Annotated in this window: 23 protein-coding genes; 6 read left to right on the top strand and 17 right to left on the bottom strand. The window is 70.6% G+C overall.

Features of this window, described 5'->3' with window-relative positions; all coding sequences use genetic code 11:
• Positions 1 to 5: 5 nt before the first annotated feature.
• Positions 6 to 590, bottom strand: coding sequence for a TetR/AcrR family transcriptional regulator (locus P8A18_RS15600; RefSeq protein ID WP_306055206.1), 585 nt, complete (start codon positions 588 to 590; stop codon positions 6 to 8).
• 274 nt (positions 591 to 864) lie between these two features.
• Here P8A18_RS15600 and P8A18_RS15595 point away from each other — a divergent pair, with 274 nt between their 5' ends.
• Positions 865 to 1548: a hypothetical protein gene (locus P8A18_RS15595; RefSeq protein WP_371933675.1), complete on the top strand. Its 684-nt coding sequence runs from the start codon at positions 865 to 867 to the stop codon at positions 1546 to 1548.
• A 118-nt stretch (positions 1549 to 1666) separates the two neighbouring features.
• Here P8A18_RS15595 and P8A18_RS15590 read toward each other — a convergent pair whose 3' ends face one another.
• From P8A18_RS15590 to P8A18_RS15560, 7 genes are all read right to left on the bottom strand, one after another.
• A complete protein-coding gene (locus P8A18_RS15590; protein ID WP_306055202.1) occupies positions 1667 to 2476 on the bottom strand; it encodes an alpha/beta fold hydrolase in 810 nt (269 codons plus the stop codon).
• A 234-nt stretch (positions 2477 to 2710) separates the two neighbouring features.
• Positions 2711 to 3466 (bottom strand): GOLPH3/VPS74 family protein, encoded by a 756-nt coding sequence (locus P8A18_RS15585; RefSeq protein WP_306055200.1) that lies wholly within the window; start codon positions 3464 to 3466, stop codon positions 2711 to 2713.
• A 124-nt stretch (positions 3467 to 3590) separates the two neighbouring features.
• On the bottom strand, positions 3591 to 3962 hold the full coding sequence (locus tag P8A18_RS15580; protein ID WP_306055198.1) for a DUF6193 family natural product biosynthesis protein: 372 nt from the start codon (positions 3960 to 3962) through the stop codon (positions 3591 to 3593).
• 8 nt (positions 3963 to 3970) lie between these two features.
• A complete protein-coding gene (locus P8A18_RS15575) occupies positions 3971 to 8776 on the bottom strand; it encodes an RHS repeat-associated core domain-containing protein (RefSeq protein WP_306055196.1) in 4806 nt (1601 codons plus the stop codon).
• Between the two features lie 238 nt (positions 8777 to 9014).
• Positions 9015 to 9980 carry a hypothetical protein gene (locus P8A18_RS15570; protein ID WP_306055194.1) on the bottom strand — a complete coding sequence of 322 codons (966 nt, stop codon included), beginning with the start codon at positions 9978 to 9980 and terminating at the stop codon, positions 9015 to 9017.
• Positions 9977 to 10369 (bottom strand): hypothetical protein, encoded by a 393-nt coding sequence (locus tag P8A18_RS15565; RefSeq protein WP_306055192.1) that lies wholly within the window; start codon positions 10367 to 10369, stop codon positions 9977 to 9979. Before P8A18_RS15565 ends, P8A18_RS15570 begins: the two co-directional genes overlap by 4 nt.
• A 214-nt stretch (positions 10370 to 10583) precedes the next feature.
• Positions 10584 to 10805, bottom strand: a complete 222-nt coding sequence (locus tag P8A18_RS15560) for a hypothetical protein (RefSeq protein WP_306055190.1) — start codon at positions 10803 to 10805, stop codon at positions 10584 to 10586.
• Between the two features lie 212 nt (positions 10806 to 11017).
• Between P8A18_RS15560 and P8A18_RS15555 the strand changes: the two genes are divergently transcribed.
• From P8A18_RS15555 to P8A18_RS15545, 3 genes are all read left to right on the top strand, one after another.
• A complete protein-coding gene (locus P8A18_RS15555) occupies positions 11018 to 11686 on the top strand; it encodes a DUF998 domain-containing protein (RefSeq protein WP_306055188.1) in 669 nt (222 codons plus the stop codon).
• Between the two features lie 75 nt (positions 11687 to 11761).
• A complete protein-coding gene (locus P8A18_RS15550) occupies positions 11762 to 11974 on the top strand; it encodes a DUF4287 domain-containing protein (RefSeq protein WP_306055186.1) in 213 nt (70 codons plus the stop codon).
• Between the two features lie 200 nt (positions 11975 to 12174).
• The gene (locus tag P8A18_RS15545) at positions 12175 to 14349 is read left to right on the top strand and encodes an NB-ARC domain-containing protein (RefSeq protein WP_306055184.1); all 2175 of its coding nucleotides are present in this window, start codon (positions 12175 to 12177) and stop codon (positions 14347 to 14349) included.
• Here P8A18_RS15545 and P8A18_RS15540 read toward each other — a convergent pair.
• The 3 genes from P8A18_RS15540 to P8A18_RS15530 form a co-directional block, all read right to left on the bottom strand.
• Positions 14289 to 16046: a hypothetical protein gene (locus tag P8A18_RS15540; RefSeq protein ID WP_306055182.1), complete on the bottom strand. Its 1758-nt coding sequence runs from the start codon at positions 16044 to 16046 to the stop codon at positions 14289 to 14291. The genes P8A18_RS15545 and P8A18_RS15540 overlap by 61 nt on opposite strands.
• 551 nt (positions 16047 to 16597) lie before the next feature.
• The gene (locus P8A18_RS15535; protein WP_306055180.1) at positions 16598 to 17032 is read right to left on the bottom strand and encodes a hypothetical protein; all 435 of its coding nucleotides are present in this window, start codon (positions 17030 to 17032) and stop codon (positions 16598 to 16600) included.
• A 460-nt stretch (positions 17033 to 17492) separates the two neighbouring features.
• Positions 17493 to 17888: a winged helix-turn-helix transcriptional regulator gene (locus tag P8A18_RS15530; protein WP_306055179.1), complete on the bottom strand. Its 396-nt coding sequence runs from the start codon at positions 17886 to 17888 to the stop codon at positions 17493 to 17495.
• A gap of 159 nt (positions 17889 to 18047) precedes the next feature.
• On the opposite strand from P8A18_RS15530, the gene P8A18_RS15525 reads away from it, so the two are divergent.
• Positions 18048 to 18779 carry an alpha/beta hydrolase gene (locus P8A18_RS15525; protein WP_306055177.1) on the top strand — a complete coding sequence of 244 codons (732 nt, stop codon included), beginning with the start codon at positions 18048 to 18050 and terminating at the stop codon, positions 18777 to 18779.
• 137 nt (positions 18780 to 18916) lie between these two features.
• Here P8A18_RS15525 and P8A18_RS15520 read toward each other — a convergent pair whose 3' ends face one another.
• A complete protein-coding gene (locus P8A18_RS15520; protein ID WP_306055175.1) occupies positions 18917 to 19375 on the bottom strand; it encodes a hypothetical protein in 459 nt (152 codons plus the stop codon).
• Between the two features lie 222 nt (positions 19376 to 19597).
• Positions 19598 to 19888 carry an Imm32 family immunity protein gene (locus P8A18_RS15515; RefSeq protein WP_306055173.1) on the bottom strand — a complete coding sequence of 97 codons (291 nt, stop codon included), beginning with the start codon at positions 19886 to 19888 and terminating at the stop codon, positions 19598 to 19600.
• A 255-nt stretch (positions 19889 to 20143) separates the two neighbouring features.
• Here P8A18_RS15515 and P8A18_RS15510 point away from each other — a divergent pair, with 255 nt between their 5' ends.
• The gene (locus tag P8A18_RS15510) at positions 20144 to 20482 is read left to right on the top strand and encodes a DUF1932 domain-containing protein (RefSeq protein WP_371933674.1); all 339 of its coding nucleotides are present in this window, start codon (positions 20144 to 20146) and stop codon (positions 20480 to 20482) included.
• 512 nt (positions 20483 to 20994) lie between these two features.
• On the opposite strand, the gene P8A18_RS15505 is transcribed toward P8A18_RS15510, so the two are convergent.
• The 4 genes from P8A18_RS15505 to P8A18_RS15490 all read right to left on the bottom strand — a co-directional run bounded on the left by P8A18_RS15505 (position 20995) and on the right by P8A18_RS15490 (position 23458).
• The gene (locus P8A18_RS15505) at positions 20995 to 21285 is read right to left on the bottom strand and encodes a hypothetical protein (protein ID WP_306055172.1); all 291 of its coding nucleotides are present in this window, start codon (positions 21283 to 21285) and stop codon (positions 20995 to 20997) included.
• 41 nt (positions 21286 to 21326) lie between these two features.
• Positions 21327 to 21581 (bottom strand): hypothetical protein, encoded by a 255-nt coding sequence (locus tag P8A18_RS15500; protein ID WP_306055171.1) that lies wholly within the window; start codon positions 21579 to 21581, stop codon positions 21327 to 21329.
• A gap of 197 nt (positions 21582 to 21778) precedes the next feature.
• Positions 21779 to 22108, bottom strand: coding sequence for a MazG-like family protein (locus P8A18_RS15495; protein ID WP_306055170.1), 330 nt, complete (start codon positions 22106 to 22108; stop codon positions 21779 to 21781).
• A gap of 27 nt (positions 22109 to 22135) precedes the next feature.
• Positions 22136 to 23458: a UDP-glucose dehydrogenase family protein gene (locus P8A18_RS15490; RefSeq protein ID WP_306055169.1), complete on the bottom strand. Its 1323-nt coding sequence runs from the start codon at positions 23456 to 23458 to the stop codon at positions 22136 to 22138.
• Positions 23459 to 23471: the final 13 nt, after the last annotated feature.

Genomic DNA, 23471 nt, shown 5'->3' with positions numbered 1-23471 from the left:
GTCGTTCAGTCCAGCAGGCTCAGCGCCTGCTCCGTGGCGTCCCGCACTCTGGCGGGATCGCTCGACGCCTTGCCGACGACCCGCACGCCCTGGAGCAGCACGAGCAGCATCCGGGCCAGTGCGCGCGGCTCGCGGTGCTCGGGCAACTCGCCCTGGGCCTGGGCCCGTATGAGCGCGGAGTGGAGCGGGGTTTCGAGGTGCTCCCAGCTGAGCTCGACCCGGCGGGCGGCCGCGGGATCGTGCGGGGCCAGCTCGGTGGCCGTGTTGGTGATCAGGCAGCCGCTCAGCCGGCCCTCGACGGTCGACGCCTCCTCGGCGTAACGGCGCACCACGGCCCGGATCGCGGGGAGGGCGGGCCCCGGCTGGGACAGCTCGGAGAGGAGGAGCGGATCGCGCTCCTCCGCGTACCTGTCCATGGCCTTCAGGTACAGGTCGTGCTTGTTCCCGAAGGTGGCGTAGATGCTGGCCCGGCCGATGCCGAGGTGCTCGACGAGGTCGGCCATCGACGTCGCTTCGTAACCCCGCTGCCAGAACAGCTCAAGGGCTGACTGCAGCGCGGCTTCCGGATCGAATTCCTTGGTCCTGGCCACATCCAAGAGCGTAAGCCGATTTGGAACGATCGGTCAATTAACTCTTTGGAGTGATCGTATCGACGCGCATCCTCCGCACTTCCGTCACGACTTCGTCACTTCCGGAGGATTATCTTCCAGTGCGTCAGGGCGTCCCGATACGGTCATGCCCTCACGAAACGCACTTGGGGGACGAATGAGTTGGAACGACGGCACTCAGCCGCCTTGGGGTCAACCGGCGCCGCAGCCGAAGACACCGCCGTCGGGGCTGCCCGGCTGGGCACGCAAGCGCGTCGTGATTCCCTGCGCAGCCGGTCTGTTCCTCATCGGTGCCGTCGCCGGCAGCGCCGGAAGCGGCGGGACCGAGAACGCCAACAGCTCAACGCCCGTCCCCACCGCCACGGTTACCGTCACGGCCCGGCCCGCGGCCACCACCGCGTCCGACGACGAGCCGCCCGCTCCGAAGGGGACCACCAGGCCCGCCGACGACAACGCGGGCGGCGAGGTCCCCGTGCCGGACTTCGTCGGCATGGGGCTCCAGTCCGCGCAGGACGCGGCCCAGGCCCAGGGCTTCCATGTGCTGTCGTCCCACGACAGCCTCGGGCGGGACCGGATGCAGGTGCTCGACCGGAACTGGAAGGTCTGCTTCCAGAGCGTCAAGGCCGGCGAACCCGTCGCCACGGACACCGAGTTGGACTTCGGCGCGGTGAAGACCGAGGAGAACTGCCCGGCCCGCGACGAGAAGCCGCCGACGGTCGAGGGCGGCAGGATGCCGGACCTCGCGGGCAAGTCGGTGAAGGCCGCACGCGGCGCACTCGACTCGGGGACCTCGCTCACGGTGACGGACGCGGCCGAGGACCGCATGGTGCTGATGGAGAGCAACTGGAAGGTCTGCACCCAGGTGCCCGGCGCGGGAACGAAGCTGAACGGGCAGCCGGTCGAGATCACCGCGGTGAAGTTCGAGGAGAGCTGCCCGTAGCGTGCGGGGCCCGGCCGTCATCCACCGGACCACCGCCCGGCCGGGCCCGACTCGCTCCAGACAGTTCCGGTCAGCCGGTCACCCGGTCACCCGGTCAGCCAGTCAGCCAGTCAGTCGGTCACCCGGTCACCCGGTCACGGAGGAAGTCCAGCAGCACCCGGTTGAAGCGGTCTGGCTGCTCGGCTCCGGGCAGGTGGCCGGCACCCTCGATGACGTGCAGTGCCGCGTGCGGGGCGAGGCGGGTGATGGTCTCGGCGTCGGCGACCGGTGTGTAGGCGTCGTCGGCGCCGACGACGACCAGCACGGGGCACGAGGCGGCGGCCAGCGTGTCGCGGTAGTCGGCGCGTTCGGCGCGGCCGCGGAGAGCCGCCGCCGCTCCACGGGGGTCGGTGGCGCGCATCATGCCGAGGACGTGCGCGGCGACCTCCGGAAGCGCGGTGACGTTGTAGGAGGCGAGCATCTTGCCGATGACCTCGTCCGCGTACCCGCCCATGCCCTCGGCGAGCAGCCGGTCGGCCAGCTGGTTGCGGAACGCCCGTCCCTCGGGCGTCTCGGCGGGAGCCGAGGTGTCCGACAGGACGAGTGCGCGGACGCGGGAGGCGTGGCGGCGCTGGACCTCCATAGCGATCTGGCCGCCCATGGAGACCCCGCCGACGACGGCCCGGTCGATGCCGAGCAGGTCCAGGAGGCCGACGAGGTCGTCGGCGAAGTCCGACAGGTACACCTGGCCCGGGGTGACATCGCTGGCGCCGTATCCGCGCAGGTCCGGCGTGATGACGCGGTGGCCCGCCGCGGTGAGCGCGGCGCTCTGCGGTGTCCACAGGGTGCGGTTGAAGGGGTGCCCGTGGATCAGGAGCACCGGCAGCCCGGTCGAGGGGCCGAGGTCGTCGTGGTGCAGCGTCGCGCCGTTCACCGTCGCGTGGCTCATGTTCCGTCCCTGGCAGCCGGGTTGAATCGGACCTGTCGTGTGTGGTGGCTCGGTGGGCGTCCGATGCCGTCCCTGCCGGGCCGGTGGAGGGCGCCACCCGGCGTACGCGCCCCCGGGGCCCTGGCGGAACCGGGATCGGGAGGTCTCCAGCGTATCGGCCCGTGCGGTCGCGTCCGCCGCGACGCCGTCCACGCGTGCTCCGCAAGGCTGTGGTGCACGCCGGGAGTTCACGGCTCAGTCCCCGCCGCCGCCGTCCCCGCCGTCGCTGCCGCCGTCGCCGTTGAAGATCCAGCTCAAGGGGTTCCAGCCCGTGCCCTCGGCGATCGGTTCGGCCCCGCCCCGGGGGCGCGGGGCCGGCCCCCGGGCCTCGTTGACCAGGTCGCGCACGGTGCGGGCTATCGGGTCCCGTCGGGCAACGAGGGCCAACTCGCCTCTCAGCCGGTGGTGTTCGTCTCCCGGCAGCAGGGCGTCGGCCAGCCCGGTCGCACCGGCGAACGCCGCCAGCAACTGGTCCCGCCCGTCGCCCGACGCGCCGTTCACCACGGCGGTCACCCGCTCCCGCGCGGGAGACGTCCGGTCGTCCGGGCCCGCGGGGTGGCGGCGCTGCGCGACGATCCCCAGCGCCCGGCTGCGCTCCTCGTGCAGGGCGCCACGCGCGATCAGCCGGTGCCGCCACACCTCGTCGCTCCGGCCGTCGGTGGTCTTCACGGCCGCCGTGTCGCGTATCCAGCGCGGCAGCTTCTGGCCCTTGCGACGCTTGGCCAGCCCCGTCAGTGCCACGTCCAGCAGGGCGTCACCGACCGGCGGGGTCCCCAGCGCGGTGATCCGGTCGTTGTCCACGGCCACCCGCCCCGCGAGCACCAACTCGGCGGCGAGCGCTCCCGCGAGGCCGATGCGCAGCAGGTGGGGCCGGCACAGGGCCCGGCCCTCGACGGGGTCGTACGCGAGCAGCAGTAGCTCCTCGGGAAGTGTGAAGTGCTGCACGGACACGACGGCGGATCCTCCCCGGAACGCAACGGACGAGGCCCCATATTCGCACGCACTCGCGAACGCCCCCTGAGGGGAAGGCCGGGGACCGGCGGCCCGCGCTCGCCCGCCCGTGATGCCGTTCCGCTCAGAGGTCGTCGGCCGTTCCGTCGATGGCGGGGCCGGTTCCCTCCGGGAGGTTGGCGACGATCAGTTCAACGGCCTCCTCCACCGTTTCGGGCTCGCCGAGCACGGTGCGGTCGGAATTACGGATCACCATGAATCCACCACCGGCACGGCGGAACAGGGCGCCCACATCCTTGGTCCAGGGGAAGCGAATGCACCGGTGGAGGTACAGGGCGCCGTGGCTGACCATCGGGGACAGCTCCCGCAGACGGGGGTGGGCGTAGGCGGCCCGGGGCATGGCCGGGTCGATCAGCCCTTCGTCGGATTCGAGGATGTCCTTCCATTTCGCCGCGACAATGTCCGCGGCTCGCATACGGTCCTCTTCGTCGCTCATGCGGTGCTTCATCTCTTTCCGGGCTTGGGCGGCTGGATCTCGGGAATATCCGGCTTCGGGACCTTGATTTCCTCATTGCCCGAGTACCAACGTATTTCCTCCCAGGGGCGCCCGAGCGGCGGGTCGTCGCCGTACTCCATGCTGGACTCGTACATCCGCACATTGCGTGCCACGATGTTCATCTCCCAGGCCGTCCCGAAACCTTCCTCGGGATAGGTCCCCGGGTTGGTGCCGTACTGCTGTCCGTTCCGGACGGCGGTCCGGAAGGCGTCCACGATGGTCTCCGGGGTGTTCCAGTTGCCGCGCTCGCCATTGCTGTTGGGCATCCCGTCGAGGGTGATGGACAAGTCGGTGTCACGGTCGCCCACCGCGGCCATCACGTTCGTCATCCACACGGGCCCGGACGGCTCGATCCCGGCGTAGTCGTCCCCGTTGTACGTATGGGCTCCCGGATCACCGTTGGCGCGCAGGTGCTCGGCCAGCGAGTTCGAGGCGTTGGTGGGTTTTTGGTTCACCCCCAGCACCACGCTGTGGCGGTGCTCCCCACTGCGGTGCGGGCAGCCGGCGAGCCCCAGCGGGTCGATCGAACCGGTGGGGTTGTCGACGTAGGTGACCGCGTTCGGGGCCGGGGCCAGGCCGAGGGGGTCGGGGGAGAGGTAGCGGCCGGACTCGGGGTCGTAATGGCGGTGGCGGTTGTAGTGGAGGCCCGATTCGGGGTCGAAGTACTGGCCCGGGAAGCGCAGTGGGGTGTACGCGCCGGCGTCACGGTTCCACGAGGTGGTGCCCCACAGCGTGGTGCGGGTGCGCCACGCCACGGCCCCGTGCTCGTCCAGGAGTTCACGGGGCGTGCCCACCAGGTCGGTGACGATCGCGAAGAAACGGCGGTCGGTCTCCGCCCGGTCCATGAGCCGCCGTTCCACCTGGCTCACCGGCTGTACGCCGTTGTGGTCCCAGGTGAGGGCGACGGACTCCGAGGAGCCCGCCACGGAGGTGGCCTGTTCGCAGAGGACGTCGCCGTCCCAGGTGAAGGCCACCTCCTCGACGACCGTCGCCCCGTCGCCCGCCAGGCGCTGCTTGGCGGTACGGCGCCCCAGCGCGTCGTAGCGGTAGCGCCAGCGCGTGCCGTCCGGTGTGGTGACCGAGACCAGGCGGTCCTCGGCGTCCCAGCCGTAGCGCCAGGTGTCGGGCTTGCGGGAGAGGCGGGCCTTCTGCCGCAGCACCACCCGGCCCTGGGCGTCGTACTCGTAACGGCAGCGGCCCGCCCGGGTCATGCGCGTGCCGGTGTACTCGCGCTCCCCGGTGGCGTCGTCCGCACCGGGCCAGGAGGCACTGGTCTGGTTCCCGGCCTCGTCGTACGCGTACCGCTCCGACCAGTTCTCCGCGGTGACACCGCTGACCCGGCCGTCGCCGGTGACGTCCAGCCGCTTGCGGCCGGCGCCCGGCTCCTCGACGGCGGTGAGGTGCCCGTCGGCGCGGTACGCGTACGAGCGGCGCTGGAGCGTCCGGTCGTCCCGGGTGCGGACCCGCTGGTCCACCAGGCGGCCCACCGGGTCGTACGCCGACTCGACGGTCAGCGCGTCGCCGATACGGCGTGACGTCTCGCGGCCCGTCCCGTCGAAGGCGAAGGCCACCCGGTGACCGGAGGCGTTCAGCTCGGCGCCGAGGCCGTCCGGGAAGGACCAGGTGCTGACCGCCCCGGAAGGGGTGACCCGGCGGACCCGGCGCCCGGCCGCGTCGTAGGTGTTGCCCAGCTCGCGGCCGTCGCAGACCTCGCTGAGCACCCGGCCCGAGCCGTCGCGGACGAAGGACAGCGCGCTGCCGGGGGCGGTCGCCGAGGCGAGGCGGCCGTGGACGTCGTAGGTGAAGCGGGTGACGGTGCCGTCGGCGTCCTTGGCGACGACCCGTCCCGCCCGGTCGCGCTCGTAGCGGACGGTCTGGCCGAGGCCGTTCGTACGGGAGACGAGCCGGCCGCAGGCGTCGTGCGCGTAGCGGAGGGTACGGCCGTCGTAGTCGGTCTCCGCGCTGGTGCGGCCGGCCGCGTCGTAGGTGTAGTCCCAGGTGAGGCCCTGCGGGTTGGTGACGCGGGTCAGGCGCAGCTCGGTGTCGTGGGCGAACTCCTGCCGGGCGCCGTCCGGGGTGGTGCGGGCGGAGACCAGCCCGAAGTGCGTGTACTCGAAGCGGGTCTCGCCGCCCGCCGCGTCGGTGTGGACGAGGCAGTTGCCCTCGCCGTCGTACGTCCACGACTGCCGCGCGCCGTCGGGGTCGGTCTGCCGGGCGAGCTTGCCCTCGACGGTCCATTCCAGTTCGGTGGTGCGGCCCTCGGGGTCGATGATCCGCACCACGCGCCCGAACGCGTCGCGGACGTACCGGGTGACCGTCCCGAGCGGTCCGCGGACCGCGAGCGGCAGTCCGGCCGGGTCGCAGCGCAGCCGGTCCAGGGCGCCGAGGGTGTCGTCGACCCCGGTGAGCCGGCCCTTCGGGTCGTGGGTGAGGCGGGTCGTCGTGCCGTTCGGCCGGGTGAAGAGGGTCGGGTTGCCCCGGTCGTCGTACTCCTGGCGCGAGATCTCGCCGTCGGGGCCGGTGACGACGGTGATCTGGTGCAGCTCGTCGTACTCGATCCCGGCGGTGCTGCCGTCGGGGTGCTCGATCCGGACCAGGTTCCCGTGGTCGTCGTAGCCGTGGGTGGTGGTCCGGCCGAGCCGGTCGGTCAGGGTGAGCAGCCGGTCGTGGCGGTCGAAGGTGCGGCGGGTGATCCCGCCGGCCGCGTCGGTCTCCGCGACCGCCTGGAGCCGGGCGTTGAAGTAGTGGGTCCTGGTGGCGCCGACGGAGTTCGTGTACCGGGTGACGCGGTCGCCGGTCTGCGGATGCGTGCCGTACGTGAACGTGGACGACTGGTAGCCGTCCGGGCCGACCGTGCGGACCACCCGGCCGGCGTCGTCGTACACATAGCGGAACGTGGAGTCGTTGCGGTCGGTCCACGTCGTGATCCGGGCGTCCTCGTCGTACGTGAAACGCAGCGGCAGCCCGGAGGAGTCGACGACGCCGACGAGGTTTCCCGGCCCGTCGTAGAGGTAGCGCGTCACCGTGACCGGGCCGTCGGGCGTACGCAGGGACAGCTCGCGGACCCGGCCGGCTTCGACGGCCAGGTCGATCCGGTAGCCGCCGGAGTGGGCGACCGTCGCCGGACTGCCGTCGCTGCCGCGCTCGAAGGAGATCCGGTTGAGGTTGCGGTCCTCGACGGAGCTGAGCCAGTAGGCCGGCGACTCGCGGTACGGGCCGCCGCGGAACGTACGCGTCAGACCGGTGACCGGGTCGGTGACGTGATAGGCGGTCTCCCCGTTGTCCTGTCCGCCGTGCGTCAGGGGGATCCTGGCCCCCTCGACGGGCAGGACACCGTCGTCGTCCCCGGGCAGCGGCAGCCGGGGATAGACGAGGAGCGAACCGTCCTCCCGCGCCCACACCGCGCCCGCGCCGACCGGGTCCAGCTCGATCCGCTCGTCCAGCGTGGACGCCCAGCTGCGGCCGAACCAGTGCCCGAAGCGGTAGCCGGAGAGGTGGGTGCGGCGCAGGGCGAGCGGAAGGACACCGGGCAGGGCCACATCGGTCTGCGACAGGGTCATCTCCCCGGTGGCGACGTCCACCGGGTCGTTCTCGCAGACCTTCTTGTCCAGCGAGATGCTGTGCCGGCGCGGCTCGTCCTTGGCGTCCCTCAGCGCGTCGCCCTTGGAGTGACCGGACTCCCGGCGCGACCGGGGGTGCGGGACGGTGTCGCTCCCGCGGTCGTCCTTGGGGCGCACCTTGTCGAGCCCGTCCTTGATGTCCAGGTCGATCTTCTTCTGCGCCTCGGATATCTCCTTGACCGCCTTCGGCAGCTCCTCGCCGAGGTGGGAGCCCATCGCCTTGTTGGCCTTGCCGAGCGCCTTCATCGCCTTGTCGATCACGGGGTCCAGCGCGCCGGCGATGTCGTCCCTGCCACGGGTCCGGCCGTGGTGCGTCCTGGCCTTGGTCAGCTTGCCCGCGGTCTTCCCGTGTACGTCGACACTGACCAGCCTCAGGCTGGTGCCGGCCCGGTCATGCTCTCCGTGCTCGATGTGCACGCCCTTGCCCGGCGGGGTCCCGGCACCGCCGCCACCACCGGCCGAGTCGAGCTGGAAGGAGTCCTTGGCCCCCTGCACCCCTTCCTTGAAGCCCTCCTTGCCCGAATCGCCGACCTGGCTCATGTCGACGCCGTCCTGCAACCCGAGCACGTTGGCGCCGAGCTGGACCGCCAGGTCGGCGGCCATGTTCTCCAGCGCGGCGACGGCCGGTTCGGTGAGCGCGGAGACGATGTAGCTGACGACCTCCTCCAGGCACTCCTTGATGACCCGGCGGACGGCCTGCTGCGCGATGGCGATGGCCCCGCCGCCGATGAGCATCGACAGCCCCCCGGTCACGGGGATCAGGGCCAGCGAGATGCCCGCCTTGCCGGCCAGCACGCCGAGGTGGACCAGCGCCGCGTACTTCATGGCCTCGATCGCCGCGGCCGCGTTGTCCAGGGCGCCGGCGATGGTACGGGCCCCGCTCGCGAGGTCCTTTACGTGCTTGTCCTTGACCTTGCCCCAGTGCCCGCCGAACGCGTCGAGAGCTTCGCCGTACCCGGACGAGAGCAAACGTTGCACATGCTGGTTGGCAAGGTAACCATCGTCCTCCACGTCCTCGGCGAACTCCCGGAGGGCGTCGGCCATGTCCCGGTACGCGTCCTCATCGACGTTCGGCCAGCTGACTCCGATGACGTCAAGCAGGGTGTCGGCCCAATCGGGCACGGTTACAGACACAGCGCGAAATCCCCCCGTGCGCAACAGTGTTCACTGAGTGCGTGTGCGAACAGGATCTCATCTTCGGGGGGCTGGCGCCTTGGAGTAGTGCGGCGGGTCGGTGCGTTGGTGGGTCGGTGGGTCGGTGGGCAGATGGTCGGGCGGGCCGGCGGGCCGGCGGGCCGGCGGTCAGGCGGGCCGGTGGGTCGGGGCCTCGGGGCCGGCTGGTCGGGCGGTCGGGCGGTCGGGCGGTCGGGCCTCAGGGGTTCTCGGAGCGCGCCATGGACTTCCTTACGCCGTCGCGCAGTTCCTGGTCCGAGAGGTCGGTGGGGTCCTTGAGCGCGGGGTCGATGGAGTAGTCCTCCAGCAGGAGGAAGACCTGCTGGAACGCGCTGAGGAGCGGTTCGCGGAGCCTTTCCCCGCTCTCCTGGGCCGCGCGGCGGGCATTCAGCCAGCCACGAGCGAAGTCCGCCCCGCCGATGACCCCGGCCGTGAAGTCCCGTACGAGGCGGACCTGCTGGGACGTGGCGGTCCCGTCGGGAACGTTCCGCGCGTGCGCCCACGCGATGTGGCGGGGCCCGAAGTCACGTGCGACCGCCTGCAACTCCGGCCACCGATCGGCCACGGCCCGCGCATAGCGCGCGAAGCGGGCCCGCCCCCCGTCCACACCTTCCGGGACAGCCCCCCTGAGGAACGGCGCGGTGCCCGCCACCAGTGCGTAGCCGGGCCGGTCGAACAGGACCGCGCCCTGGAGGTCCGAGGCCACCAGAAGCACGCGGGGGGCGCTTCCGATGAGGTCCGGAGCTGTGGTGATCGGTGCGGTGGTTATTGATGCGGTGGTGATCGGTGCGGTGGTTATTGATGCGGTGGTGATCGGTGCGGTGAGGCGGGATGGGGTGAGGCCGGAGGCGGTGCCGCCGGATGCGGTAATGGCCGGTGCCACTTGCCGCCAGGCCCGGCCGGAGGCCGCCGGTCCGTCCGCCGTCATCACCAGCACCTCACCCGCGCCTCCCGCCCGGCAGCCGTCAGCCGTACGCCGGACGAGCGCGCGGTCCACGTGGGTGCCGGCGGGGACGGGGACGACGAGCTTGGGGCCTTCGGAGAGCCAGGAGGCGGCGAAGGCGCCGGAACGAGGCTCGGCCAGGACGGCGGGGCTCCCGGGTTCGCCGACGATGATGTCCGGCCCTTCGGGAGCGCCCCCCAGCGGCGGGTGGTTGCCGGTCACCGGATGAACCCCTCGTCTGAGAGGCGGAAGCAGTCGCCCACGGAGAACTCCGCGACCGCCGCGCCCTTCACGCTCCCCAGGTCCGAGATGTAGGGGAGGACGTCGGGCCGGGGCGTACAGAAGGTGACGTTGGAGGTGAGGAGGGCCTCCGGAGTGTCGGCGTGGGAGCACGAGACGTACGCCCGCACCGCAGCGTCGCCGAAGTACTCCTGCGCGCCGTACAGGCAGGCGGACACGTAGGCCAGGCACCTCCGTACGAGGAGGGGCGTACGTTCCTCCGTCGCGGCGGGCAGGTCGTAGTCCGTCATCCCGCGCCCGTTGACCGTGGCCTCCTCGGCGAGCCGGTCGAGGCGGCCCGGGAGTCCCACCGGCACGAGTGCGGCCAGCACCCGCCCTCCCGCCGGCGTCAAGGACCAGCCGCGCGCCACGACTTCACGGAACCCGGGAGGGATGTCCCCGGGACCCAGCCCGGTCGTATCCGTTTCCCGAAGCAGCGCCCGCATCTCCGCATTGCTTCGCATCTCCCACCTTTCCCGAGCGCGACCAACGTCTCCGTGCCGCTCCACCGGCCTTCCGGGGAGGCCGGGCTGCCCGTCCCGCGCATCATGGGCTGATCCACTCGACTCCCCAACGCGCCTCGGCGAAGTAGTCGTCCAGCCCTTCCCGGTTCTCCACCCAGTCGTCCCCGCAGCCATCAAGGAACGCGGGGTCCCGGGCGAGAAGGACCAAATAGCTGGGCGGGGTATCCGGAAGCTCATCGATTCTGACGAACCTCCCGGTGTCGTCGCCCGCTGTGATCCGGCCGACCTTGCCGATCTCGATCATCGCGCATACCCGTTCGCGTCGTTGGGGCGCAGGACATGGGCCAAGCATGCTGGGTGCGGTTCGAGATCGCGGCCTGCGCGAACGTTGCCCCGAACCAGCGGAGGCGTCGGCCGTCCACGGGGATGTGATCCAGAACACAGCGCGATATGCGGTGACTCCGCTCCCCGCCGCCGGTCATACAGGTGACACCACCGAGGCGAGGAAGGCCCGCCATGACCGACACGCTCACCGCACCCCGCCACATCTCTTCCGCCGTGCCCGCCTCGCAACCCTCGGCGCGGTGGGCCCTGGCCGGCGGTGTGGTGGCGGGGCCACTCTTCCTGGCGGCCGGACTCGCCCAGGGCGTCGCGAGGGACGGGTTCGGCTTCACCCGGAACGCGCTCAGCCAGCTCGCCCTCGGCGAGCACGGCTGGGTCCAGACGGTGAGCTTCCTCCTCACCGGCGCGCTGCTGATCGCCGGTGCGACCGGGCTGCGGCGGGCGCTGCGCGGTGCACCCGGCGGTACGTGGGGGCCGGCTCTGGTCGGGGTGTTCGGCGCCTCCTTCTGGGCAGCGGCGGCGTTTCCGGCCGACGCCGGGGCGGGCTTTCCCGTGGGGGCGCCCGAGACGACGACGATGAGCGGGCACGGGGCGGCCCACATGGCCGCCGGCATGATCGGCTACCTCGCCCTGTGCGGGGCGTTCGTCGCCCTGGCCCGTCCGCTCGCCGCCCGGGGCCCGCGCGGCTGGGCCGTCGCGTCCCGCGTCGTACCCGTGGCCGTCCTCGCCGGGTTCATGGCCTCGGCCACCTCCGTCCTCGCCTTCACGGCCGGCGCCGGCCTCGGCCTGCTGTGGCTGAGCGCGGTGACGGCCCGGCTGGCCGGCGGGCCGGAGGACCGCTGACCGGTCGCCAACTGCCGTATCCCCCAGGCAACATCGTCACCACGCACACCATTCCGACATGAAACGGAGACACCGATGACCGGTGCAGTGAAGGGTCCTGCCAGCTACTTCCCGTCCATCGAGAAGAAGTACGGCCGTCCGATCGCCGAATGGAAGGACCTCATCCGCTCCTCCCCCCTGACGAAGCACATGGAGCTGGTCAACTGGCTCAAGTCCGAGCACGGCCTCGGCCACGGCCACGCGAACGCCCTCGTCGCCCACACCCTCGCCGAGGGCAGCGGTGAGTGATCGGGGCGGTCTGTAGAGACGTACGCGAAACGTCCGGGCGCAGCCACGAGCCGCGGCCGTCCCGATGCCTCCGGGGCCGCGGTGTCCGATTCCCTGTGCAGCCCCAAGTCCGGCGGCGTACCGGTCACGGAACCCCTCCCTCCTCGCCCGGGTTCCAGTACGGTGACCATGAGCCGGAGATCCCCGAGAGGCGGTGCTTCATGAGCGCGCAGGATGGTGCGGAACGCCCGGTGCCTGCGGGTATCGCGAACAACCTCTCCGGGAATGTGGACGGCCAGTTCGTCCAAGCCGGTGTCGTGTACGGGGGGATCACCTTCCAGTACCAGGAAGGGCCGGCGCCGGCGGACGGGCGGCGCCCGGACCAGGTGCCGCGGCCCCCGCGAGGGTTCGTGGACCGCCGGGAGCCGCTGGCCGCGTTGGACGAGTTACTCGCAGCCGGTGAACTCCTGGGCTGCCCGATCGGCGTCTTCAGCGGGCTCCCCGGGATCGGCAAGACTGCCGCGGCCTGCCAGTGGGCCCACAACAATCAGCTTCGTTTCCCCGGAGGCCAGCTCTTCATCGATTTCGCCGGGCTGCGTGCCGGCGCCGGCGGGGATGTCTCCGAAGCGCTCGCCGGCTGCCTGCGGGCCATGGGCGTACGCGATCAGTACCTGCCGGTGGGCCTCGCCGACCGGACCGCTCTCTACCGGGACCTGTCGGCCGAGCGGCAGCTGCTGGTGGTGCTGGACGGTGTGACGCGTCCCGCGCAGGTCACGGCACTCCTGCCGCAGGGCCCCGGGAGTGCGATGGTGGCGACCAGCACGTGGCGGATGGGCGAGCTCGTCCTCGACGGTGCGGCACTGCTTCAGCTGGACGTCCTCGATACCGACAGCGCCCTGGCACTGTTGTCGAACATCTGCGGTCCCGGGCGGATCGCGGACGAACCGGAAGGTGCGGCCCGGCTCGTCGAACTGTGCGGCGGCCTGCCGCTCGCCCTGCGTATCTGTGCCGCGCGGCTGCTGACCCATCGGCGGCTCACCATCAACGCGCTGGTTGCCGCGCTGTCCGACGAACAGAACCGTCTCAGCCACATTTCCGTGTCCTCAGCCCACGAGGAGCGCACCGTGTCCGCAGCCCTTGAACTCGCCTACCAGGACCTCCCCGAAGCCGCCGCCCGTATGTACCGGACCTTGGGGCATCTGCCCGGCCTGAGCTTCGACACCGCCGTCGCGGCGGTCGCCGCGGGGCTGACGACGACGGCCGAGGCCCAAGAGGCACTGGACGTGCTGGAGACGGCCAGTCTGCTGTCGGTGACGGACGATCGCAGGTACGTCCTGCACGGCCTGGTCCGGCTGCATGCCAGAGATGTCGCCCATGCGGTCGATCCCCCCGGTGCGGAAGGGGAGAGGGTACGCCGGGTGACCGGCCACTACCTCCTGCTGACTGTCGCGGCGGACCTCGCTGTCCGCGCCGACCGGCTCCGGATCGCCCAACTGTCCCTTACGACGGGCGCCTTCGGACCGGATGGCGGCCCCGGACCGTTCGCCGGGGCGGCTGATCCCGGACGTGACGCGATCAGCTGGCTGGAGGCCGAGCGGGCCAATATCCTCGCCGTGCTCCGGACCGCGTCCGGCTTCGGCCTGGACCGGTCCGTGTGGCAGATGGCCGAGGCGTTCACCGTTCTCTTCTTCCGCCACCGGCACCTCGCGGACTGGCGGGAGTCCCTCGTGCTGGGCGCCGACGCGGCCCGGCGCGACGGCGATCCGGCTGCCGAGGCCCGGCTGCGCAGCCTCCTGTCCCGACCGCTGCTCGGCCTGGGACAGGACGCCCGGGCGAAGGCGGAACTGGACAGTGCCGAGCAGCTTGCCGTGGAGTCGGGGCATCTGACCCTTCAGGCGTCTGTGCAGGAGTTCCTCGGACGGTACTGGGACGCGCGGCAGGACCCGGCGCGGGCGGTCGACGCGTACCGCGCCTCGTTGGCGCTCAACACCGAGGCGGGGGAGGAGCGCGGCGAGGCCCTGGCGCGCTATTTCCTCGGCTGCGCGCAGAGCGCGGACGGAGACCACACCACGGCCCTCCTCGCGCTGACCCGGGCCAGGGAGGAGTTCCTCGCCCTGGCCGACGCGCCGTTGGCCGCGCGGACACTCGCCGACACCGGCCGCGTGCTTCTGCGTACCGGCGCTCGCGGAGAGGCCGCGACCGCCCTCTCCCAGGCCGTGGACGAACTGCGCCGGTGCGACACCTCGCACTACGAGGCCCAGGCACTGGAGGACCTGGCAGATCTGCTGGAGGACCCCCAAGCCGCCAAGGACTGTCTGCGTCGGGCCCTCGTGATCTACGAGGAGGGCGGCAGCCCCCGGGCGGCCGCGGTCCTGGCCCGGCTCGGCACCGACTGATCCGTGGGCGGCGGTACGGGGCCGAGCAGCAGCCTCTGGTGACGCGTGCCGTGGACGACGGTCATCGCGGTGCCGTCCAGGGGCATGCCGAGCCGCAGACACACGTAGACCGCGGCCGCGGCTGAGCCGGGATCGGGACCCGGTTCCTCCGCCGTACCGACACGCACGGCCCGTCCGTCGCGCACCCCGACGACGCAGTGGCCGTCCTCCCCGGGCACCGCGGCGATCCGGGCCCCGGGAAAGTCGGCCAACAGGGCGGACACGCGCTGCCGCGCAGCCGCGGGCGAGAGGACTTCCGAACCGGCACAGATGACGGTGGCGCTCTCGGTGAGGCGGGTGTCCGGTTCGTCGATGTCACACGCCAGGTGCCAGAAGGCGGCCTCGCCCTCCGCCGTCTCAGTGGCGAGCGCGGCGGGAAAACGACGCACGTCCACCCGCGGTTCGCCGTCAGGATCTCGCACCACGGAGGTGTGCACCATCAGCGACCGCGTCCTGGCGGTGTCCAGGGACGGTAGCGGGAAGGCGCGTGCGCCACGCCCCGGCTGCTTCGGCCGGGGGAGGTCCAGAAGGTCGTAGACCAGCTCCCGCAGCCTCGGCAGGGCCTGGCCGGGCTCGGCGAAGGCCGCGGCGCCGACCGACGCGAACCGGTCCCGCACGTGGCCGGCCACGGCCGCCCCCACCTGCGGTCCCAGCGGGCGGCCCGGCTCCAGCCGTCCGGCCGCCGAGCGGAGCGCGTACCCGGCCGTACCGGGAACGGCCTCCGATCCGAACGCACCCAGCAGTACGGGGCGGCCGAGCGCCGCTCCGTACAGCGTCACGGATCCGTGATCCCCGATCACCAGGTCCGAGGCGACCAGGGCCTGCTGCCAGCCGTCCGTCGGGTCGACGGCGATCAGGCCCGCCTCCAGCGCGGTCCGCTGCATGACCCGGACCTGCCAGTCCCCGTGCCCGGACCAGACGTTCGGATGCAGTACGAGTGCCACCCGGTACTCGTCGGTGGGCAACTGAGCCAGCAGATCCGCCGGAAGCCCCGGCCACGCCCCGGCCAGCGACTCCTCGCCCCAGGTCGAGCTGACCAGAACCAGCCGCGTACCGGGGGCGACTCCGAGGGCGGCCCGGTACCGCTCCCGCCATCGGGCGCTCGCCCGGAGCCGGTCCAGGCAGGGGTCGCCCACCAGTACCGTCCTGCCGACCGTGCCGGGGTGGGCCGCCGCCAGCTGCGCCTCCTGGTCGGGGTGGGAGACCGCGAGCCAGGCACGCCGGGCGGCCAGCAGGTCGTCGTGGACCAGACCGGAGAGACGGGTGCCCGGTCCGGCCGAGTCGGGGACCTGTTTCTGAAAGCCGACCCCGTGCGGAAGGACCACCACCGGATAGTCGCCGGGCGGCACCTTGACGTTCTCGGAGGCGGAGATCAACAGGTCGGGGGCGATCTCAGGGAGCTGGGACCACGGCAGCGTGCGGCAGCCACGCGAGCGGAGCAGATCGAGCACTCCGTTGTTGAACGCCGACGTCGGGTCGTACGCGAACACCACGGCGATACGCGGATCGTCGTGCACGATCTCGGGCATCACGTCCAGCACACGGACCAGCGACGTCACCGTCCGCGCGGCGGCCACCACCGTGCGCTCGGCACCGAAAGTACGCCAGCGCGCGGCGTCGGCGCCCACGGGGACGAGAATGCGCCCGTCCGACTCCATCGCGTACCTCCGCCCGAGGGCAGGATCGCACACAACCCGGCTCCCGGCTCCCGGCTCCCGGCTCCCGGCTCCCGGCTCCCGGCTCCCGGCTCCCGGCTCCCGGCTCCCGGCTCCCGGCTCCCGGCTCCCGGCTCCCGGCTCCCGGCTCCCGGCTCCCGGCTCCCGGCTCCCGGCTCCCGGCTCCCGGCTCCCGGCTCCCGGCTCCCGGCTCCCGGCTCCCGGCTCCCGGCTCCCGGCTCCCGGCTCCCGGCTCCCGGCTCCCGGCTCCCGGCTCCCGGCTCCCGGCTCCCGGCTCCCGGCTCCCGGCTCCCGGCTCCCGGCTCCCGGCTCCCGGCTCCCGGCTCCATTCTGCTAGCGCATGTGTCGCCGTGAGGCAACCGTCTCACCGATTCTCCCTGGATGGCTTGGCTGCCAGGTGGGGGTGGGCACCTGAAACTGTCGGCAGCGGGTGCCGCGGTGAGAACGAGCCAATCACACGTATCCGGGTCGTCAGGAATGCCTGCGGCGGCAGCCTCTGCCGGAGTTCGGCGGGGACGGCGGGGAGGGCTCGGCTACTCGGGGTCCGGGTTCCTCGTGCCGCGACTCATGTTGAAGGTGAGCTTGGAGAAGTCGCGGCCTTGGAGCACCGCACCGTCTGAGACGTTCCCCGAGACGTTGTTGCTGACCTGACTGCGGCCGGCGACCTGTGTCTCCCGCCACCACTCATCCAGGCGTACGCGGAACTCCTCGTCCAGAGCCGCTCGTACGTGAAGGGCCGTCACCAGTGCCTGCGCCCGGTTCGGGTCGGTGCTGTCGTCCCGGAGGGCGGTCAGCTCCAGCTCCCCGGAGCTGACCCGGGGGCTCCCTTCCCCGGTGGGCTCCGGAATCGTTCCGCGCCGGAACGGGCGCCTCACCAGATCCGTCAGCCCGGACCACGCCTGGCGGCCGGCCTCGCTGCCCGCACTCCCCGCCATTGCCGCGAGGGCCGCTGCTGTGATCGGGTCCATACCGGGTTCCCTTCCTCGGCGTCCTGGTCCTCTCACCCTAGGTCGCAGAAGTGAGGGAGGAGGCTCTTCCGCCATATGGGAGGTTTCCAACACCGACTTCCTACAGGCCGCCCCTGATGGCAACGGCTGCCTGGCTGGTTGGTACTGGTGCGGTGTGTCCGGCGAGCGGTACGGCGGCTGGACGGAGACCGGGTTCAGCCACGACCTCCCCGAAGTAGAGGCGATCGAGGCGGCCACCGGCAAGGCGGTCGTGACCGAGGACGGGTATCCCACAGCGGATGTGGTGGACGACGGCGACGAAGACGGAATGCCGGCCGGGGCCGTGGCGGCATCCTTTCCGAGCCTTGTCAACGACTCGCTGATCGGGCCTTCCCCACCGTCAGCCGCGGTCGATGCGCGGTCGATGCGCGGACGCAGCCGGTCACGGCCAAGCCGGCCGCGGGTGTCGATGAAGTCGTCGTCAGGCGGGCGGAGTGTCGGGGCGGGCGTCGTACGCGGCGCGGGCGGCGTCGATGTGAGTCAGGTGGCTGATGCTCCACTCCAACAGGGGCGCGGTGGCTTCGCGGAGGGTCCTGCCCATCGGAGTGAGTTCGTAACTGACGTGCGGTGGCATGACATTGCGGACGGTCCGGGTGAGGATCCCATCGCGTTCCAGGCCGCGCAGGGTGACGGTGAGCATGCGCTGGCTGATCCCGTCGACGGCCCGCTTGAGTTCGGTGAAGCGGCGTGGCCCCTCGCTGAGGTTGCGCACGATCAGCAGTGACCACTTGTCGCCGACGATGCCGAGCACCTCACGCGCCTGGCACGGGTCCGCCGGCCGCGCCGCCCGCGACTCGCCGCCCGCTGTGCCGTTCATGGTTACCTCCAGAGAACCAGGGCACGTAAATGTGCCTTATTGATCGGGATGTGGCAGGTGCCGCACGATGATGACGGTTCCCAAAGAGTACCGAGGCGCAAACAGGAACCGTAATGTCTCCGTGCCTCTTCACACCCCGATGAGGAAGAGAATCCCCTGATGTCGACATTTCTGCTGGTGCACGGTGCCTGGCACAGCGGCCGGTGCTGGGAGCGGGTGGTCCCGCTGCTGGAGTCGGCGGGACACCGCGTGTTCGCGCCCTCGCTGACCGGCTACGGCGACAAGGCGCACCTGCTCGGCCCCGAGGTGGGGCTCGACACGCACGTCGAGGAGCTCGTAAAGCTGATCCACGAGGAGGACCTGCGCGAGGTGGTGCTCGTGGGGCACAGCTACGCGGGGCTGGTCGTCTCGTCCGTGGCCAACGAGGTGCCGGAACGGATCGCGCATCTGGTGTACCTGGACGCGATGGTCCCGGAGCACGGAGAGACCGCCGTCGACGTGCAGCCCATGTCCCAGAACCTGATCGACCTGGCCGCCGAGTCCGGGACCAGCTGGCGCATCCCGCCGCTGCCCGAGATGCCTCCGCCCCTCGGGCTGTTCGGGGTCACCGACCCGGTGGACGTCGCGTGGCTGCGTACGACACTCTCCGACCAGCCGGTGCGCTGCCTTCAGCAGCCGGCCCGGCTGGACAACCCCGCCTTGGACTCGGTTCCGCGTACGCACATCCACTGCGTCGGCGCAGAACCGGAAGGCATCGTGCGGCGGCCCGTCCCCGCGACACAGCCCAACGGCTCCCCGGCACGGATACGGCAACTCCCGACCGGCCACGACTGCATGATCACCATGCCGTCGGCCCTGAGCGAACTGCTGCTCGAACCCACTCTTCGCTAGCGCCCGTCCTGTGCCTCCGGTCGCGAGTGGCGTATCGGCACCTGTGCCGACCGTTGGTTGCCGCCGTTACCGGCACGTCGTGGCAGGGCCACAGCAGTGTGGTCCGCGGGATCACCGCCTGACGGGTGAGGCAGGACTCAGGCTCCGTACCGGCTACGCAGATCACCGGTGATCCGCGACATGAGCGCTGTCGAGTCCTGTGGCGCCATGTCCGCGACCGGAAGCTCCATCTGCGGGTCGTAGGGAGACAGCCCGGTCTCCTTCTCCACGATCGCCGAGAGAGCGAAGACATTGCCCAGCACAGCGGCGGCAGCGTCCCCAGTGTGCCAATACGGCACAGTGATGCTGACTTCGTCGCCGAAGAACGACAGGCCGATACCGGTGCCTGAGTGGCTCAGATCGCGCGACTCCTGCTCGTACGCCGTGATGTCCACGTCACCCAGCAGAGTCCGGGCTTGCGGCACTATGCGCTGCCAGGCTTCGAGCGACTTCGCAGGGATCGGTGCGTTGTCCTCGGCGGCGTCCTGCATCGTGTCCAGGACCTCTTCCCACGACTGACCGTCGCGCCGGCTCAGGAAGTAGATGTCGTAGCTCATCACCTGAGGATAGAAGTCGCCTTGTCCGCAGCCAGGGACTTGGTGGTCGGTCCCGAGACGTGAAACAGGATGAGGGATCCGAGCTCGGCAACCACCGGGCAGAACGAGGAGACGGACGCCGAGACCTGCGGAATGTGGAACTCGGCCGGTCGCCGGATGCCCTCTGTCGCGACCGTCGATGCTGGGGCATCCGAATTGTTTCACCACGAGTCCGGCACGGCCTCACTCCCCATCACAGCGCTCCAGGACCAGGCCCGTCGATCCGGCTTGGAGGCCGTTGCTCTCCTCCAGATGCAGATGAGTTCCGTCCGGAGTGCCGTCCTGGGCGAGCGTGAGCAGGTGGCCGGCCAGAGTACGTAGCCCTGCCGCGTTGGCCTCGATGACAATCTCGGCGCCGAGGTTACGCACCTCGATACGTGCGCCGTCCTCCCACACGAAAGCTCTCGTGACTCCGTCGGTGACCACGTTGACGTGGGTGGTTTCTGCTCGGGGATTGCTCGGCTCGGTGGACATGACGCCATCATGAATTGCCGCCGAGTGACATGGCTCCAGGCCACTCCAGAATCGCACTCGCGGTCTGACGTTGGGAAGCAACGGTGCTTGGGTTGCGAAATAGACCCTGACCTGTGTTTTTGCGTGGGGCAGATGGATGGCCCCAGCCTCGCAGGGCCCGGCTTCGCCGTTGACCTGGTCGCGTCGTTGTCCACGGACACGGCCCTGCATGTGTGCCGGGTCGGGGACACATCCGGTTCCGCTTCCGCTCTGAAGATGGCCTTTGCCAGTTACCAGAAGGCCGCTCGTACGCTCGCCGGCGTCGCGCACGCGCTCGCCGGCGCCCATGGGGTCGGCGAGCAGCTGACTGCCGAAGCGGAGGTCATGGTCTCCGCGATCCTCTCCGATCCGGGGTACTTGCCGAGCGTGGCGGCTCGGGCCTGGCGCTGGGCACCTGAGATGGAGGAGGTCGCCGATACTCTCCGCGCGGCTGACCTGCCCACGGACTTGGCGGAGGCCACCGCTGGTGTGCTCACCTACTGGGAGAAGGACAGGGGCCAGTACGACTTGCCGGTTGCGCATGTCCTCTCCCAGCTCCGGTCGGAGAGGAACTGATTCGTTCACGCCGAGGTCGGTCACCTCCGCCACAGGCGCCGACGGAGGCCCGGGGCATGCGGAGGGTGCGGAGCCCTCTGGTTGGTCTGGACAGCAAATAAGGCCCTGGTCATCGACCAGGGCCTCAATTCAAAGAGCGGGTGACGAGAATCGAACTCGCGCTCTGAGCTTGGGAATCTGCGGTTCTTGGGCCGCCGAAGCGGTTCTGGCCTGCGCTTTCGAGTCGGATCGTCTCCATGGGCACGGTCCCTGGAAGCTGTTCTTGACCGCTGTTGTCCGCTCCGCTGGGCACGGGTGGGGCACGAGGTCCGAAGAGAAAGCGGGAGCCTGCCAGGGCGCGTGCTCCGGGGCGGCCTGGTGGGTCAGAGAGGGATGCTGCGGACCTGGTTGCCGCAGAGCTTGGACATGTCGTCGCCTCCATGACGCATTTCGCCCCGGTGGCCAGGCCGGTTCCCTGAGGGTGCGTGAAAAGGAAACAGAAAGCTGACCCGGCCAATATTGTCTGGGCTGGGCTATTGGTGCTTCCCTTCCTCTGAGTTGATGAATTCCTCAAGGGATGTCAGCAGGGCGACCACGGCAGTGGCTTCTTCCTCGGGGGTGCGGGGGGCGTTCGGATCCCACAGTGAGTTTTTTCCCGGAAAGGCCCTTTTTAGTACGAGCCAGACCCAGCTCATATTCGAGCCGGCCTCGAAATCTTTATTGAGCCATGCGTGAAACTTCTGGAGTTCCCCTCGCGGATCGCCAGCAGAGTACCCGTAGAGGAACGAAACGTGAGTGGCGAACGTTCCGTCCACCCCGAACATGAGCGGCCTTTTGCGGAGGTGGGGTAGGATTTCGTGAAGCATCAATCGAGTGGCCTCCAATGCAGGATATCGAGATAGTTGGGATCCCATAGTTCGTCGTATTCTTGCTTGCGCAGGCCGGTTCGACCGGTGAAGCCGTCGTAGACGCGCCCGTTGTGCATGACTACGTCATGGTGGAACCATGCCGGGTCGGTGTTCCTGTAGGGCCCCATGGCGAAGTTCTCGGCGAGCGGGTCGGGTATGGCGTTGCTTATTCTGTAGCGGGTTCCACCGCCCAGCCGCTCCTGGATCTGCACAGCTACTTCCTCGCAACCGTTCCAGTTACTCGGGTCCTTGATGTCCAGCGGCTTCCAGTCGTCGCCGAGGTCCGGGTAGTCGGTGGGTGCCAGGAAGAATTCTATTGCGCCGGAATCAGGTACCCGGCATGGCTTGTGTTCGCAAACGGCCGTCGGCCGCACCTGGTGGGCGCGGTCGACGGTGGGTCCGGAGGCTGTCAGGTTGATGCGACGGCCTCGCGGCCCCTTCGCGTCCGGCGGTGGAGGATCTCGTCGAAGGTGGCGCGGGCGCCTGTGGGGTCGATGTAGTGCATCGCCAGGAGGGCGGCGATGACGCCGCCGCCCAGGTCGTTCTGGACCTCGGACCAGGTGTGGTCGTCGTCGCAGGTGGTGAGGCCCTTCAGGCCGTGGAGGGCGTGCATGGCTTCGCCGGCCTCTTCGGCGACCTTGCCGACCTGGAGGGCTTTGAGTTCCTCGTCGGGTAGGTGGGCGCCTGCCGCCCGGCAGACGGCGGAGAGCTTCTCGATGTTGTCCCACAGGGTGTCCACGTCGGACCTCCGATCGATGGGGTTCGGTTATTCCTGTGCGGGGCGTCCGAGCTGGCGTACGGTCCATCCGGCCATGCGCCAGGCGTCGGCGTCGATGAGGTTGCGGAGGTCGACGAGGACCGGGGTCGCGATCAGTGGGGCGAGGGCCTTGGGATCCGCCTCGCGGAAGTGGGGCCATTCCGTGGCCAGGACGATCAGTTCGGCGCCGTGGACGGAGGCGTCGAGGGTGTCGGCGTAGTCGAGTTCGGGGTTGCGGCGCAGCGCACTGGGTACGGCGTGCGGGTCGTGGACGGTGACGGTCGCTCCGCGCTGGTGCATCAGCGCGGCGATCGCCAGAGCCGGGGACTCGCGTACGTCGTTGGTGCCGGCCTTGAAGGACGCGCCCCAGACGGTGATGCGTACGCCGTCAACCGGGCGGCCGAGGGTCTGCTCGATGAGCTTCAGCGCGGCGGTGGGGCGTGATTCGTTGACCTCTTCCGCCGCGCGCAGCATGGTTGCGGCCTCAGCGGCGCCCAGGGCGCGGGCGGAAGCGGTGAATGCGCGGACGTCCTTGGGGAGGCAGCCGCCGCCGTACCCGGGGCCGACGTTCAGGCCGCCGCGGCCGATGCGAGGGTCCACGCCGATGGCTTCGGTGAGTTGCTGGACGTCGGCTCCGGCTGCGGCGCACATGTCGGCGACGCCGTTGATGAAGGAGATCTTCATGCCGAGGTACGCGTTCGCCGCGCCCTTGATCAGTTCGGCGGTGGCCGGGTCCGTGACGAACAGGGGGATGCCGTCGGCGAGGAGCGGCGCGTACACCTCGCGTACGACGTCCTCGGCGCGGGCCGAGGGGACGCCGACCACGATCCGGTCGGGTCGCAGCGTGTCGTCGATGGCGTGGCCCTCGCGCAGGAATTCCGGGTTCCAGACGACCTCCACGTTCTCCCCGGCCGGAGAGAGCCGGGCCAGAAGTGCGCCGAGATCTCGGGATGTCCCGACCGTGACCGTTGACTTGCCGATGATCACCGTCGGGCGAGTCAGGTGCGGGGCCAGCGCGCGGGCGGCGCCGAAGACCTGCCCGGTGTCGTAACTCCGCCCGTCCGCGTCGATCGGCGTGCCCACCGCGAGGAAGTGGACGTCCGCGAACTCGCCCGCCTCGGCGAGGCTGGTGGTGAACCGCAGCCGCCCGGACGTGGTGTGCGTAGCCAGGAGTTCCGGCAGGCCCTCCTCGTAGATCGGGCACTCGCCGGTGTTGAGGCGGTCGATCTTCGACTGGTCCAGGTCCACGCCGATGACCTCGTGGCCGATCTCGGCCATGGCGGCGGCGTGGGGGATGCCCAGGTGACCGCAGCCGATGACGGATACCCGCATGGGTCGACGCTCC

It is taken from the genome of Streptomyces sp. Mut1, assembly GCF_030719295.1.
Classification (GTDB): domain Bacteria; phylum Actinomycetota; class Actinomycetes; order Streptomycetales; family Streptomycetaceae; genus Streptomyces; species Streptomyces castrisilvae.
The sequence above is the reverse complement of the archived record's forward strand: the minus strand, read 5'-3'. Positions and strand labels throughout refer to the sequence as shown.

Bases quoted from the DNA above. Each gene is read 5' to 3' on its own strand.
- P8A18_RS15590 (WP_306055202.1), bottom strand. From the start codon at position 2,476: ATGAGCCACGCGACGGTGAACGGCGCGACGCTGCACCACGACGACCTC.
- P8A18_RS15580 (WP_306055198.1), bottom strand. From the start codon at position 3,962: ATGAGCGACGAAGAGGACCGTATGCGAGCCGCGGACATTGTCGCGGCG.
- P8A18_RS15560 (WP_306055190.1), bottom strand. From the start codon at position 10,805: ATGATCGAGATCGGCAAGGTCGGCCGGATCACAGCGGGCGACGACACC.
- P8A18_RS15555 (WP_306055188.1), top strand. From the start codon at position 11,018: ATGACCGACACGCTCACCGCACCCCGCCACATCTCTTCCGCCGTGCCC.
- P8A18_RS15550 (WP_306055186.1), top strand. From the start codon at position 11,762: ATGACCGGTGCAGTGAAGGGTCCTGCCAGCTACTTCCCGTCCATCGAG.
- P8A18_RS15545 (WP_306055184.1), top strand. From the start codon at position 12,175: ATGAGCGCGCAGGATGGTGCGGAACGCCCGGTGCCTGCGGGTATCGCG.
- P8A18_RS15540 (WP_306055182.1), bottom strand. From the start codon at position 16,046: ATGGAGTCGGACGGGCGCATTCTCGTCCCCGTGGGCGCCGACGCCGCG.
- P8A18_RS15535 (WP_306055180.1), bottom strand. From the start codon at position 17,032: ATGGACCCGATCACAGCAGCGGCCCTCGCGGCAATGGCGGGGAGTGCG.
- P8A18_RS15530 (WP_306055179.1), bottom strand. From the start codon at position 17,888: ATGAACGGCACAGCGGGCGGCGAGTCGCGGGCGGCGCGGCCGGCGGAC.
- P8A18_RS15525 (WP_306055177.1), top strand. From the start codon at position 18,048: ATGTCGACATTTCTGCTGGTGCACGGTGCCTGGCACAGCGGCCGGTGC.
- P8A18_RS15520 (WP_306055175.1), bottom strand. From the start codon at position 19,375: ATGAGCTACGACATCTACTTCCTGAGCCGGCGCGACGGTCAGTCGTGG.
- P8A18_RS15515 (WP_306055173.1), bottom strand. From the start codon at position 19,888: ATGTCCACCGAGCCGAGCAATCCCCGAGCAGAAACCACCCACGTCAAC.
- P8A18_RS15510 (WP_371933674.1), top strand. From the start codon at position 20,144: ATGGCCTTTGCCAGTTACCAGAAGGCCGCTCGTACGCTCGCCGGCGTC.
- P8A18_RS15505 (WP_306055172.1), bottom strand. From the start codon at position 21,285: ATGTTCGGGGTGGACGGAACGTTCGCCACTCACGTTTCGTTCCTCTAC.
- P8A18_RS15490 (WP_306055169.1), bottom strand. From the start codon at position 23,458: ATGCGGGTATCCGTCATCGGCTGCGGTCACCTGGGCATCCCCCACGCC.